11 protein-coding genes are annotated in these 14,866 nt (G+C 41.7%); 1 reads left to right on the top strand and 10 read right to left on the bottom strand.

Annotated features, from left to right (window positions below):
- Positions 1-3: 3 nt before the first annotated feature.
- The 8 genes from HMPREF1705_RS01870 to HMPREF1705_RS01905 form a co-directional block, all read right to left on the bottom strand.
- The gene (locus HMPREF1705_RS01870; protein WP_040347775.1) at positions 4-1,191 is read right to left on the bottom strand and encodes a membrane protein; all 1,188 of its coding nucleotides are present in this window, start codon (positions 1,189-1,191) and stop codon (positions 4-6) included.
- A gap of 373 nt (positions 1,192-1,564) precedes the next feature.
- The gene (locus HMPREF1705_RS01875) at positions 1,565-2,281 is read right to left on the bottom strand and encodes an ABC transporter ATP-binding protein (protein ID WP_009200406.1); all 717 of its coding nucleotides are present in this window, start codon (positions 2,279-2,281) and stop codon (positions 1,565-1,567) included.
- On the bottom strand, positions 2,281-3,024 hold the full coding sequence (locus HMPREF1705_RS01880; RefSeq protein ID WP_009200405.1) for an ABC transporter ATP-binding protein: 744 nt from the start codon (positions 3,022-3,024) through the stop codon (positions 2,281-2,283). Before HMPREF1705_RS01880 ends, HMPREF1705_RS01875 begins: the two co-directional genes overlap by 1 nt.
- Positions 3,024-4,016, bottom strand: a complete 993-nt coding sequence (locus tag HMPREF1705_RS01885; protein ID WP_009200404.1) for a branched-chain amino acid ABC transporter permease — start codon at positions 4,014-4,016, stop codon at positions 3,024-3,026. The genes HMPREF1705_RS01880 and HMPREF1705_RS01885 overlap by 1 nt, the downstream gene beginning before the upstream one ends.
- A gap of 8 nt (positions 4,017-4,024) precedes the next feature.
- Positions 4,025-4,885, bottom strand: a complete 861-nt coding sequence (locus HMPREF1705_RS01890) for a branched-chain amino acid ABC transporter permease (protein WP_040347774.1) — start codon at positions 4,883-4,885, stop codon at positions 4,025-4,027.
- Positions 4,886-4,963: 78 nt separating this feature from the next.
- The gene (locus HMPREF1705_RS01895) at positions 4,964-6,238 is read right to left on the bottom strand and encodes an ABC transporter substrate-binding protein (RefSeq protein WP_009200402.1); all 1,275 of its coding nucleotides are present in this window, start codon (positions 6,236-6,238) and stop codon (positions 4,964-4,966) included.
- Positions 6,239-6,315: 77 nt separating this feature from the next.
- On the bottom strand, positions 6,316-7,413 hold the full coding sequence (locus tag HMPREF1705_RS01900) for a M24 family metallopeptidase (protein ID WP_009200401.1): 1,098 nt from the start codon (positions 7,411-7,413) through the stop codon (positions 6,316-6,318).
- 76 nt (positions 7,414-7,489) lie between these two features.
- Positions 7,490-9,910: a diguanylate cyclase gene (locus tag HMPREF1705_RS01905; protein ID WP_009200400.1), complete on the bottom strand. Its 2,421-nt coding sequence runs from the start codon at positions 9,908-9,910 to the stop codon at positions 7,490-7,492.
- Positions 9,911-10,305: 395 nt separating this feature from the next.
- On the opposite strand from HMPREF1705_RS01905, the gene HMPREF1705_RS01910 reads away from it, so the two are divergent.
- Positions 10,306-12,354, top strand: a complete 2,049-nt coding sequence (locus tag HMPREF1705_RS01910; RefSeq protein WP_050767845.1) for a methyl-accepting chemotaxis protein — start codon at positions 10,306-10,308, stop codon at positions 12,352-12,354.
- Between the two features lie 77 nt (positions 12,355-12,431).
- Here the strand turns inward: HMPREF1705_RS01910 and HMPREF1705_RS01915 are convergent, their stop codons facing one another.
- Together HMPREF1705_RS01915 and HMPREF1705_RS01920 are read right to left on the bottom strand one after the other, a co-directional pair.
- Positions 12,432-13,247 carry a phosphate ABC transporter substrate-binding protein gene (locus tag HMPREF1705_RS01915; protein WP_009200398.1) on the bottom strand — a complete coding sequence of 272 codons (816 nt, stop codon included), beginning with the start codon at positions 13,245-13,247 and terminating at the stop codon, positions 12,432-12,434.
- Positions 13,248-13,350: 103 nt separating this feature from the next.
- Positions 13,351-14,706, bottom strand: a complete 1,356-nt coding sequence (locus HMPREF1705_RS01920; protein WP_009200397.1) for a YjiH family protein — start codon at positions 14,704-14,706, stop codon at positions 13,351-13,353.
- Positions 14,707-14,866 lie beyond the last annotated feature (160 nt).

A 14,866-nucleotide genomic window follows, 5' to 3' on the forward strand; every position in this document is an offset into this window, starting at 1 on the left:
AGTTTATATCAGCTTTACCAGGAATCCTGCCAAGAAAACCGATGCAATGGTGACTGTAGTAAAGCCGGAAACCAACATCTTTGGCAGTATCTTAGTGAGCACAAACTCCTTTTCTTCGGGAGTTTCTCCTACAGCGTTTGCCACTTCCTGAGACACTATAAAGGTCCCCGGAAAGCCAAACAGACAACAAACACCGATTGCAAGGCTCATTTCCCATGAATACCCGAAAACTTTAGACAAAATCACAGAAGAGATGATAATTCCCACTACGGCTATGGCAAAGGACAAAGCTATAGGAACTATTAGGGAAATAACCATGCTTGGAGTAGCCTTGCTCAGATTCATAAAAATCGGAACCAGCAAGGCAAAAAGGGTAAAGCCCTCTGAATTCGCCTTTGTTAAAATTTTTGGCTCAAGAAATCCAATTTCGTAAAATATTATGCCAAAAATCAAAGCCATTACGAATTTATCTATAACGCCGCCCAAAAGCTGCGCCACCATTACAGCAAGCCACCCAACAAGCATAGTTTTCATGATCAAGATGAACGGTGTCTGCAGCTCTTTTGGTGTAGCAGGTATAAATTTCCATTTTCTATTGTTTTCCATGGAATTATCCTCTGATTTAAGAGGCGCCCCATCTATGGAAACACCACCACTTCTATATATATCTCTAAGCCGATGACCTTCTCGTGACAAACAAATAGAAGCTATGGGCAAACCAACAAAGTTCTGAAGTACTAAAAGGAGTGTAAGGAAAACCAACACCGTTTCCAAACCCTTGGACTTTGCCGCTTCACTCATAATAAGCGTCGCTACAACACCACCAGAGATAGGGCCCGCTGCCGGTATAGCATACTCACGACCCACTATAGGAGAACCTATTACAAAAAGGGCAACACCGGCAAATACTATGGCGCTAAAGGCAATGACAACCGTTTTCCATTCTTCTTGCAAATCTTTAAGCCTCATCAACGTACCCATATGAACCATAAGTATGGGGATCAATGCTAAAGCAAGCTTTACAATAACAGCATCCTCAAACAATGTCTTTGGAATTCCAAGCCAAAATCCAATCATAAATATAATTCCGGAAACAAATAACATGGAAAAAATAGCCTTAGTTTTTTGCGAAACAAAATCTCCAATAGCATACACAATAGCGATGATCAATAACGCGGTAATCGGACTCAATTAAGCTTCCTCCTTTTTAATAAATATTTACATCAAAATTTGTTTAGTTTTTACTTTACCTGCTCTGCCGTGACTGTTATCATCGCTGCTTAAGTAGGTCCTCAGCATAGACATGAAATGCACTAAAACCCTTACTGGTCCATTGCCCTGGAACTTAACTTAGAAGAAAGCAAATGGCTTCTCATATTACCTTCGGGGCCTAAGGTGCCACAATCCCTTTTGATTCGAGAATCGTAATGTAACTCTAGTTATGAAACGTCCGTTTAAATATAATGTTTCATCGAGTATCAAGGTGTATTTAATTCCGATCAAACAGTAATTCAGTAATTCCCCAAATATATAGGGACAGCCTCAATGTACAGCCATCATGTATTTACATACCCAGATATGCTCGTTTTATTTCCTCGCTCTCGAGGAGATCTTTCGATGAGCCTGACATAACGACCCTGCCGGATTGGATTACGTAACCCTTATCGGCAATCTCCAAAGCTTCGAGGACACGCTGTTCAACTAATAACACCGTTACTCCGTATCGTCTTATTTCGGTAACAATCTGTAATACCTTTTCGACCAAACTAGGCTGCAAGCCTAAACTCAATTCATCTAAAAGTATTACCTTTGGCGCACTCATGAGTCCTCTTGCAATGGCAAGCATTTGTTGCTCCCCACCGCTCATGGTTTCAGCCTTTTGATTAAGCCTTTCCTTTAATATAGGAAACAAAGAACAGACCCATTCTAAACGCTGCTCAACGACTTCTCTGTTCTCTTCTTTAAAAGCTCCAAGTTCCAGATTTTCTTTAACAGAAAGCTTGCCAAAGATCCTTCTGCCCTCAGGGACATAAGTAAGGCCCTTTCTAACCATTACATGAGCGGGAAGTCCAGTCACATCTTCCCCGTAAAATTTTACAAAGCCGCTTTTTGGGCGTAATAAGCCTGAAACAGTACGCAAGGTGGTCGTCTTGCCTGCACCATTTGCTCCAACGATCGCAACTATCTCGCCCTCTTTTACTTCAAATGAAATACCGTGAAGCACAGGTACCCCCTCATAGCCTGCGTATAAGTCCCTCACTTCCAGCGCAAAGTCAGTCATCACGCCTTCATCTCCCTAAGTCGTTTGCTAAACTTCTCTCCTAAATATGCAGCTATAACTCTTTCGTCCTGAACTACTTCGCTGGGTGGCCCTTCCGCTATCTTCACCCCACTATCCAATACAACGACTTTGTCTGCAATAGGCATAATTGCCTCCATAATATGCTCTACAACCAACAATGTGATCGCTCTCGATTTAATGTCCTTTATTACATCAATGGCTTCTTTTAGTTCTGTGCCAGTCAACCCGGCCATCACTTCATCGAGCATCAAGAGGCGCGGCTGCGTAGCCATGGCTCTAGCCAACTCCAGGCGTTTTTTTAAGCCGATAGTGAGGCTCCCCGCTTTTTTATCCCTGTGATCATCAAGATGGCACATTTTTAGGCAAGATTCTGCTATTTCAGAAGCAACTTCGAGTTTGGAGGTTCTTAAAAAAGCACCGACTAATATATTATCGAAGACGGTCATATCAATCAAAGGACGTACAACCTGAAATGTCCTAACTGCTCCCAAGCGAGCAACTTTATGGGGAGGCCAACCTGTTATATCGGTGCCGTCATAAAAGACCTTTCCGGAAGTCGGTTTGTAAACTCCTGAGATGCAATTAAAAAGGGTCGTCTTCCCCGCACCATTGGGCCCAATTAGGCCAACTATGGCGCCCTCTTCGACATCAAAGGATACGTCATTGTTAGCAACAAGGGAGCCGAATTTCTTGGTTAGGTTACGTACTTCCAGCAAAGCCATCAATCATCGCCTCCCTTTGTTGCTTTGAAACGTGTAGTCAATAAATTTATGAAACCCATAACACCCTTCGGTTGACGAGTTACGATGAGGACAATCAAAATTCCGAATATTATCAGGTCGACTCCTCCGCCCAACCCGCCCCATATTGCACGACTATACTCCTGCAAGGGAATTAGTATGGCTGCTCCCAGCAAGGGCCCCCAAAAAGTTCCCAATCCTCCGAGGATCGTTATCAATACAAACCTCATTGACATATCCAGCGACATGACCATTGGCGGATCGACCCTCAAGTTGTACTGCACAAAAAAGGCTCCGCATAAAGCCGCTAAAAAAGCAGAAATAGCTATCGCGGTCAACTTAACGGCCGTGCTGTTAACGCCTAATGCCTCAGCGGCTTCCTGCCCGTCCCTAACGGCTTTCAAGTAATAGCCCAATTTATTGACTTCCATCCAGCGCACAAAGGAAAAAATCAAGATAAATAGCCCAAAAGCACCGTAATAATACTGAGTTTTAGTCTGAAACCACATGAAATTCTTCCAACCTTCTTCTATTATGGGATAATCTAGACCAAGAGCCCCACCCACCCAATACCAAACCATAAATAGTCGGTTAAATATTTCTACTATTGCAAAGGTAGCAATGGCAAAATAATGCCCTTTGAGCCTGAAACAGGGATAACTTATAATGAGCGACACAATCGCTGCGAGTAATGCACCGATTATTGCGCCAGGCCATGGCGTAAGACCGTAAGTTACCACTGCCATGCCAGCTCCATAAGCGCCGATCCCAAAAAAGACCGAATGGCCAAATGAAACCTGCCCACAATAACCACCCAAAATATTCCAAGCTTGAGACATGCATGCAAAAAGCAAGGTTAAAACAAGTACATGCTGAGCAAAAGGGCTTTGAAGCGGTCCGGGAATTAATGGCAAAACTGCAATAAGGAGAAGAACGCCATACCACAATTTCCTGCCTCTTTTTGTGCAACTCATCCGACCGATCACCACCCGAATAAACCCTTAGGCCTTATTAATATAACGATTAAATAAAGTCCAAAAACTGCCACATACTTAAATATGGGAGCTACATAAAATCCGACTAAAGCCTCTACCAATCCGACGAGTATTGCCGCCAACAACGACCCCACAATGCTGCCAAACCCGCCTAACGCAACGCAAACAAAGGCTATCAAACTAAAAAGGCTTCCTGCCTCAGGATGCACAGGCATATACATGGGAAGCAATCCTCCTGCTACACCGACACAGGCCCCTCCAATGCCAAATACTAAAGCGTAGATTTTGCTGGTATCTATGCCCATTAGTTCAGCCGCATCCCTGTCCATGGCAGTGGCCTGTATCGCCCATCCCGTTCTGCTTCGGGTCATAAATCGGTATATGCATGTGATGACTATTAAGGAAACGATTGCAATTACAAGCTGAGGGAGAGGGAGAATTAAATCTCCCATGGGTATGACTCTGCCCCCCAAATACGTGTCCGACAACAACTTAAAGTTTGGTGAAAATCTGTTCAAACATATGTTTTTAATGAGCATCGACAACCCAAAAGTGGCAAGAAGAGCCGAAAGAGGAGGCTTACCAATGAGTTGACTTATAACCAACTTATAAACAATAACAGATAAAATAAATACAAATGCCGCAGAAGCAATCCATGAAATCAATGGATCGACATTCATTAAAAAACCCAACCAATAAGTCACATACATCGCCACCATCAAAAATTCTCCATGGGCAAAATTTATGACGTCCATTACACCCCAAATCAGAGATAATCCAACGGTTATTAACGCATACAACATTCCATTAAGCAGTCCGTCCAATACTACCTGCAGGAATATTGCCATCGGCAATTCCTCCTTCAATCTAAAATTTGGGAAGAAGGCTTCAAGAAACCCTCTTCCCAAATTCTATGCAATTGATCGCTATTTACGTTGGTCCCAGGATGGCATAGGAACTACTGGTTCGGCATTTGCAAATTCCTCAGGAAATACCCTTCGATATTCTCCGCCAATTAGTTGGGTAATTGTGCTCATGGCCTTTATGTTTTGACCGCCCGGGGCAAATGCCACTTTTCCACCCAAGGAAAGCGGTGAATCCCACTCGTTGGCATAGAGGGCATCTACTATTTTTTCCGTATCAAGAGAGCCAACTTTTTCGATAGCCTGGGCCAGTACAAGCATTGCCACTGCCTCTTGAATGCTATCGCTATCAAAGGGAACGGGAGGATCTATTTTAGATTTATATATTTCTTCAACAGGAGCTACAGCTGGCATTAGTTCTGCCAGTTCCGGAGAATATCCGGTGGTACCCATGAAATAATCTCCATCGCCACCGAGCTGCTTTGCAATTAATGGATCTTGATAACCTGAACAGTAGTTTAAACTTACCTTAGGAAGCCAAGAAAGTTGTTTCATAGTTTTTATCCAGAGTATGTAGTCTGCGCCCAGACATGCACCAAACACGACGTCGGGGTTTTTCCCTTTCAGCATCTGTACCTCGCTGTTGAGGTTTGTAGCTCCAGGATTGAAAGCTACGTCTGCAACGTATTCGAAGCCGGCCTCTTCGATAGCCTTTTTGGCCTCCTGCGCAGCATGCTTTCCAAATTCGGTGTTTTCATAAATAACTCCGAAGGTCTTGTAATTTGTTCCTTCAGTTTCGTTAAGCCATTTAATGAAATTCACGAACTCGATGGATTCGGTCTCGTCAGTGGGAGCAATACGGAAGAAATATCTCGTACCCCTCTTAGTAAGTGCGGCTGAACTCGATGCACCGCACATAAATATCCTCTTTCTTCTCTCGGCGACCATACTTGCCGGTTTAGTTACAGCGCTGTTATAGCTTCCTATTATTGCGAAAACACCTTCCTGGTCGAAGAGGCGTTCCGCTTCGCTTTTACCGACATCGGGCTTCCCTTGATGATCGGCGTGGATTAATACAATTTTATATCCACCCAAAATGCCTTCTTGATCAGCTAAAGGAACAGGAATGTCCGGATAGGAGTTGTTTATCACTTCAACTGCAGCTTCAACTGCGGCCTTACACCTCTGTCCCGCCAAGGCTACAGGCCCGGTTAAAGGAAAAAGCGTGCCGATCTTTATTACCTTCTCCTCGGCAGAGGCAACACCGGAGACCGCAAAACTGACCAGGAGTGCGATAGCAATAATCGACGCAATTACTCTACCCCAACTCTTGCTCATGATAACAACACCCCCTCGAAATTATTAAATGAATTTTTTAACTACTGTATAAAATATAAAGTTCTATCGGATAACTGTCAAATGACGATAATATCCTTGGGAAGTTTACAAAGTGACCTGCATCCGTCATCTGTAACGACCACGATATTTTCAATGCGAATGCCAATTTTGCCTGGTATATAAATACCGGGCTCTATACTGAAAGTCATTCCCGGTTCCAAAGGTGTTTTATTACCTTCCATAATGTAAGGCGCTTCATGGATTGCAACGCCTATACCATGACCGAGGCGGGTATTGAAGTATTCACCGTATCCTGCGTCTTCAATTACACTTCTTGCAGCTCTATCCACTTCTTCGGCCAGGACTCCGGGCCTTACGGCAGCTTCTCCTGCTTCCTGGGCATTTAATACTACTTCATAAAGATTCTTTTCTTCATCTGATGGATCTCCGACGAAGATCGTCCGAGTGGTGTCAGAACAATAACTTTCATATCTACATCCAAAGTCAATCAGCACCAGATCCCGTTCTTCTATAACACCTTTTGTGCCGTTGTAATGTGGTTTTGAGGCGTTCTCCTTACGCGCAACTATGACATCAAATGCAGGACCATCAGCTCCATGCTCTTCAAAAAGCTCTATCAGTTTTTTCTTTATCTCCCCCTCGGTCAATCCCGGTCTTATAAAGCCCAAAAGTTCTCTAAAAGCTGCGTCGGAAATCTGCGTTGCCCTTTCGAGCTTTTCTATCTCCGAAGGGCTTTTAATTATTCTCATTCTCTCCAAAAAATGCCAACCGTTTAATAACTTTACTCCCTGTCGATCGGAAATCTCTATGGCGTCCACGGCTCTAACTCCAAAGTTGACGGCAAGTTTCTTATCGTTTAGGTTAAAATCGTTCATTGCCTTTGCTAAAACTGGATAAAACCAATCTTTGTCATTCCACACATAAATGGGAGCCTCACTGCCGAATGCCGCCTCAAATTCTTCTAAATAAAGATGGGGCGTAATACAAAAATAACTGCCGTCGGCCAAAATAAATAGCCCTTTGAATCGCTCACACTCACCAGTTTTAAGCCCGCAAAGGTACTCCAAGTCGTCTCCCGGACCCAAAAGAAAAGCATCGATTCCTCTCTTTTGAAGATCCTCCGAAATTTCCCTTATCTTTCTTTTGTCCAACATTCTCAAAATGCCTCCTCCCTTCAAAGTAACTTGCAAATGCCAGTAAATATCTTCATGCAGACGCAAAGAGCAAGATCTATCTTCGTTCCACAGAAACCGAGTTTTTGCCTCTGGATTTTGAATTGTACAAGGCTTTATCGGCTCTTTCTATTGCTCTTTCAAAGGGTTCGTCGGGTAAATATTGGGATATTCCGATACTTATAGTTACGTGCATACCTGAGAATGAGCGACTTTCCACGTTTTTCCTTAACCTATGGGCAATGTGCAAAGCTTGGTTTAACGATATCATTGAAATAAGTAAAAATTCATCTCCACCCCATCTGACGAATACATCATCCTCTCTTATAGTTTTCCTAACGGTTTCGCTCAACTCTTTCAGCACTAAATCTCCTACCAGATGGCCGTAAGTGTCATTTATCAGTTTGAAACCATCAATATCAAATAAAAAAATACTGATATCTTTTCCATAATCCCGGCACTTGGTTATCAAATCGGACAGCTTGTCCTGTAATCCCTTTCTGTTCAAAGCACCAGTTAAGGCATCTATTGTAGCGCTTGTATAAAGTCCTTCAATTAATTGCTTTGTTTTCATTTCTCGAATTTTATCATCAGTTATATCCCAAAATATTCCGGCTAGAAATAAAGGCCTTCCATCGAGATCGCGTTCAGTTACAACGGCTGTGGTCTCAACCCACATATATGTTCCGTTTTTCTTCCTTATCCTGAGTCTGTTGTTGTAAATACCCCTATCTTGTTCCAATGCCTGCTTTATAGTTGATTCATACGATTGACGATCATCGGGATGTATTAGTGCTTTAAATTGAGATATTGATTTAATCTCTTCTTTATCATATCCTAAAATCTCATAAGCAAGAGGGTTCAATTGCAACTCACCCGTTTTAATGTTTCGTTCGTAGTAAGCAACTTTACTTCGCGCCAACGTTAATTCTAATCGTCTTTTTTGCCCTCTCAAGGATTCCTGCATCTGAACTAATTGTGTAATATCGGTCATGACTATGAGAAAACCCAACGTGCCGTCACCATTTGTAACCTGTTTTTTATTGATTTTCAAATAATGAATCCTTCCATTTCTATCTTTAAAAAGATGTTGACTTGCTTTGAAATCACCATCTGATGTTAAATTAGAACCTTCTAGTTCTAAATCTCCCCTAAGCGATATATCTGATATACAGTCGAATAATTTACATTCTCCGATTTGGCCGCTATCTGAGGAAAGGTAGTTTTCAAATGCTTTATTGTATAACTTGATATATCCCTCGTTGTCAATATAGCATATTGCTTCAGGGATTGTTTCAATTAATTGTTTTAAAAATGTTATTTCGCGATTGAGCGATATTTCCGCATTTTTTCGCTTTTTAATATTTATTAATAATAAAAACACTATAACTGATAAAACAAATAATATACATACTGCCGGGAGAAGAACTCTTTTATATTTCATATAAAATGTCTCTGGAATATTTATTAATATATGATTTTGAGGAAGCGAAGATTTATGGATTTCAAATCTTTTAAGCATAGGATAATTAACGATTAAATTTTTAGGAAGGTTCATAGTAATTGGGATATATCTTATATCGTTACCAGCCAATATAGAATCTAAAATTTCTATCATCGCCTCTATCTGCACCTCAGGTGTAGGGACATACGATGCAAGGGCACCTCCGAGATTAACAAGAGGGGTTAATAACGTAAACACCGGCAGCGATATATCATTAAGCAGCTCGTTTACCCTTTCCAATGAATATACATTATCATTATCATCCCTCAAGTAAGAAATAAGAAATAATGCAGATTTATCTGGCGCCTTTTGTAGTTTTTTGGTTATCTCTTCCCATGGCACCCCTATCAGATATTCTACTGAAATATCTTCCATGTTTTTGAACACAAGCCTGGCCTTCTCATAAAGATCCATGCCCAAAGTGGTTCTGTCGCTAATAACAAATATGTTCTTTGCCGTAAGTATTTGAAACATCATCTCCACATTTGCAGCGATATCTAAATCTTCAAATACTCCCGTCATATTACTTTCCAAGGAAGAGAAATATACCAATTCCCTATTGGCAATGCTTCCAAAAATAACAGGAATAGAGGATATACTCCCTAAATTTTTCCGCTCAGCCAATAAATATTGAAGTGCATCGTCGTCAAAACATAAAATAAAATCTATTTTTCTTTTTTTGTATTTTATATTTATATATTCATTAAATTGTTGATAATATTGATTATAGTCAAATCTCTTTGCATCTAAATATTCAAAATATATATTCACTGGTTTCTCATATTCGCCAAATTTTTCTTTAAGAAAAGAGTTAAATATCTTAGTGTATACATATTCAGGATTATAGGAATGTAGAACCAATACATTGTAATAATCCTTATATGCATCAGATCGATGGCAAAATATCAACAGCAATATGATCAATGTCAAACAAGTATGGCAAATATAATTATATTTGGAAAATAATTTCTTCATTTCCAGTGTTCCTCCGAAAACGCGAAACTATCTTTAAAATACATCAATCAAACATGGCCATTTATTCACATATATAATATCAGCTTACGATTATGCACTACCCGCATCAACAACCCTTGTCTTTTATTTGCTATTATTATACTATAATAGCATGAAAACTGAAAGAACTTAGCTTTGCGAAAGCTGATTAATCATATGCAACGTCTATTCCCATAAAATATTTAAATAATGCTACACTTGCCTTAAGAGGATCGAATTGACTGTTGTTAGCTTAGGAATTTTAGATACAGATGTGCCAGCGTTCTTTTGCGATACACATTAATAAAGCTTATAATAGCATAAATGGCCTAAAAACAATAACTTAAAAACACCCAAAAATTAAGGAGGCATGACGCTTGAGTGTAAAACGTAGGCTAATTGTGTTGGCAATAGGTATTTTGATAACAATATGTGCGATGGGGTTCTTTTCCTACCGCGGTAGTCGAGCCATCATAATCGACCAAATAAACCAAGGAGGCAGGCTAGCAGCAGATACGGCAACAGCTTCCATTTCTAACTGGATCAATACACGCACGAGCGTCGTTAAACTTATGTCGGAAAACATTACCTACATGTGGGAAAATTATGGCATTTCCGGCTATCTGATAAAAGACTACCTTGCCAAAACACTTGAACACTATGCAAATTTAGGTTTTATAGAAATTTACATGTGCACCCCAAAAAACGAATTCATCAGCGCCACAGGCTGGGAGCCGCCGGCCGACATGGACATGCGCCAAAGACCCTGGTACGTCATGGCGGAAAAATCCGAAGGAGTAATATTTACTGAACCCTACGAAGCAGTAAATGTAGACGGCCTAGTTGCCACTGTTGCCATCGCGGCAAGAGGCAAAAGAGGCGAACTTTTGGGAATAGTGGGTGCCGATATCCTGATCGATGACATTATCAACTTTGTGACATCTCAAAAACTGCTTGGATACGGTCACGGTATCCTGTTAGACCAAAACGGCAATGTAATAGCACATCCAAATAGGGACTATATCATGAAGCTTAATTTGACAAAACCATCGAACATTGTCTCTCAGGGCTTGGCTGACATTGCACTAAAGATGACAGAAGGCGAAAAGTCTAACGGTGTATATATTATGGAGGAAGAAAGAAAACAAATATATTTTGCTCCCCTGGATAACGGATGGAGCATAGGGATAACTGCAAATACTGACGACATATTTTCGCCGCTAAAGGCGGTGGGAATAAAACTTCTGTTAATTGGACTCATATGTATGATCGCTTTAGGACTGTTTATTCTGCTCATTGCCAAGGCCATAACCAATCCCATAGGCAAGCTGTTGAGAGTATCGCAAAGCGTTATAAAAGGCGAGCTTACAGCGAGGACATCTATGTCAGGAAACGATGAACTATCTCAAGTAGGCAAAGCTTTGGACCAACTAATAGAACACCAACAACAGACATTGTTAAACTTGAGACATCGCAGTGACCAATTATCACAAGAAGCATCAGCACTAGATGATATATCTGAAGCAACGAGATCTTTCGTCGACATTGTAACAAATGAAGCAGAGGAGCTTAAAAACATCGCAGAAGATAATGCCGATGCCATTTCTTCAGCAAATGCCGGAATCGAAGAGGTTGCTTCTGCAGCGCAAGGTGCTGCAAAGGCAGCAGCCGAAGCCTCAAATCAGGCAGAGTTGCTGAGAGGAAATGCACAACAAACGGGAGACCTGATTTCCAGCGCAGCTATGAGGGTAAAAGATATGGCCGACTCCTTCAGACAAATTGCCGATGTCATATCTCAACTTAACGAAAGGGCCGGGCAAATAGGAAACATAGTCTCTACCATTTCAGGAGTCGCTGACCAAACGAACTTGCTCGCATTAAACGCAGCTATCGAAGCGGCAAGAGCCGGCGAACACGGTAAAGGATTTGCTGTCGTTGCCGATGAAGTAAGAAAGCTTGCCGAAGAAAGCAACAAAGCGGCCATGCAAATTGGCTCGTTAGCTAAATCCATAATCGAGGAAACAGCACAGGCCGTAAACGTTTCAAACAAAGGCGTTGAACTGGCAGCTGCCGGAGAAAGAGAAGCACGGATGATGGAAAAACACATTGAAGATGTTTTGAGGGCCATTGAACTGATCGTCGATCAAATTCAAAACGTCGCCGCCACAGCAGAAGAACAATCTGCAAGCACGCAAGAGATGGCAGCATCGATCGACAGAGTTGCACAAGGAGTTGACACTACCAGGGAAAAAGCTGAAAGCATGTCAAAATCCGTGAAAGAACTGGAAGAACGCGTAGAAGCATTAAAGCAGGCATCAGAAGACTTGGAAAAACTGGCGAATGATCTTCAAAAAGAAATCAGCCTTTACAAGTTAGATTCAGCTACCCCCTCAGGCGGGCCAGCGGGCTTAGTTCCAATCGAATAGGATCCTTACATAGACAAATGCGGCGGATATAACTCGCCGCATTTGTCTATTATTTACTAACTATTCAACTTAACAACCTATCTTATTGAAACAAACCCTGTTTCCGATACAATTCTTTGGCCCTCATCGCTTAGCATAAAGTTTATAAACCTCATCGTTTCCCCTGTGGGCCAACCTCGCGTGAACATAAAAAGGTATCTCGATATCGGAAATTCACCGGTTCGAGCTGTTTCGGGCTTAGCCTCGATGTTTTCGACTGTGATTCCTTTTACGCTGCTATTTAGATAGCCTATTCCAATGTATCCAATGGCTAGTTCGTTTGTCGACACCGCTTGGACTATTGCGCCGTTAGATGCCATGACCTGTGCTCTTGGTGTGATTCTTTCGCCTTTCATAACCTTTTCTTCCCAAACCTCATAGGTCCCTGAACTGGTATCTCTAGTTATAACGGCAATTCTCTTATCCGGACCGCCTACATCCTCCCAATTGGTGATCTTGCCGCTATATATATCCTTTAATTGTTGCAAAGTTAAGTTGTTGACGGGATTTTTTGGATGGATAATTGGCACTATAGCGTCTATGGCAATTCCAAAGGGGACGGGATACGCACCTTTTTCGAAAGCCAACTTTGCTTCCTCAAGTTTTATGAATCTCGAGGAATTAGCTATATCACATGTGCCATCTATTAGCGCCTTAATACCATTGCCGCTTCCCTCTCCAGTAAGGGAAAATTCGGTATTAGGATAAAGCTGAGCATAAGATTCAATTGCCGCTTGCGCTATTGGCAAAACGGTAGTAGAACCCTTCATAGTCAGACCGGCTGCCCACGCAGCACCCCCAAAACCCATTCCAAACAATACAACCAATATCAAAAGCGAAACTAATTTCTTCATTTCTTACCCTCCCCCGCATTTTTATTGACTTCATATAAATATTAACAAAGATGCGTAACGCCTATATCACATAGAGGTAACGAAGGCGTTACGTCGCCTTATATCAACAAAACAGCCAAACGAAGGGAGCAAGTAAAAACACCGAAAGCACGGCCCTCATAAAGTAGATTGCTGTCAATTTCGGAAAATCCAGAGGGATAGAGGAATTTAAAATCAACACACCAATTTCAGTCATGTATATTAACCCCGTAGCTGATATACAAGCACACATAAACTTAGCGGCAACTGTAGTGCACGTAGCCCCTATAACTGCGGCCAAAAACTGATCGGCAAAAGCCAACACAAATGCGGGTGCAACTTTGTAAGCTTCAGGAATTTTCACTAATTCCAGCATGTATGCAAAGGGCAGGGAAATCCATTGAAAAATAGGCGTATAGGTTGCAATTATCAGAACTATCGTTCCCCAAGAGACGACAAGAGGCATGGTGGAGACTATTAAAAAACAAAAGGTTTGATAACAAGTCCTTATTACTGTATGTATGCCCTCCCTTTTGGCCCTCTCTACTGCTGTCTTCAAGGCCCATGAGTGAAGAGTATGATCAGGGGGAATCTCTGCCTCAGGCCTCTGTTTACCGGATCTTCCCGAATAGCTGTCAGGAATGCCTTTAAGGGGCCAAAAACGAGGGGCCAAAATGGCCAAAATGAACGACACGGCGTAAATTGTGATCAAAATTTGGAAATACATATTCGGCAAACCCACGAAGTCAGCCATAACATAAATATAGGCAACACTTAAAATTGAAAAGGAGGTGGAAATTATGGCCGCTTCTCTATCGCTGTAATATCCTTCGTTGTGCAATCTAGTGGTGATCACAACACCGACGGAACTGCTTCCGAGCCACGAAGCCAAAGTATCGATAGCAGATCTGCCTGGTAACGTAAAAAGAGGATGCATCAGCGGACGAGCCAGCGTCCCAACATACTCCATCAACCCAAAATCCGTAAGCAGGGAAACTGCAGCAGCCAAGACACTAAAAATTACCAAAAGTGACGGCGCAAGCACCAGCACCGGAGTACCTCCCGTATCCATGCTCCAGATCGCCTCGGGGCCGATTTTATAATATACCATTACAGAAAATATTGCTCCCAATATACGAGAGATGCTCCACAACGGACTAACTACAAATAAATCTTTGAAAAATTGGCTTTTCATAATAAAAGAGGGCTTAAACAATGAAGCATAAATAGTGATAATTGCGCTCGCCACAACCAATGTCATGGCTGTGACTACCAGAATTGGCTTTAATGCCTCTTTCCCCCAATCGATAACTATTCCAAGGACAGTATTGAATGTTCCGTCTTGAGGAAAGGGAACAAGGAAGAAGAGGACACCTAAAGCAGAGGGAATTAAAAAACGCATAATTTCGACAGAACTAAAAGCTTGTTTTCGCACTTGCATGCAACAACCCCCCAAAGTATAATTATAGTGACACCTTAGCAATATAATATGCATCGTTAAACCCTAGATAAACGGGAATTATTATACTAAAAAATAGTTACACAATCCAGCAAGAAGGTTTAAACATAATCGCGTTATATCGCATAGCAATATGTTATTA

The organism is Acetomicrobium hydrogeniformans ATCC BAA-1850 (assembly GCF_000160455.2).
In the GTDB taxonomy this organism is placed as follows: domain Bacteria; phylum Synergistota; class Synergistia; order Synergistales; family Acetomicrobiaceae; genus Acetomicrobium; species Acetomicrobium thermoterrenum.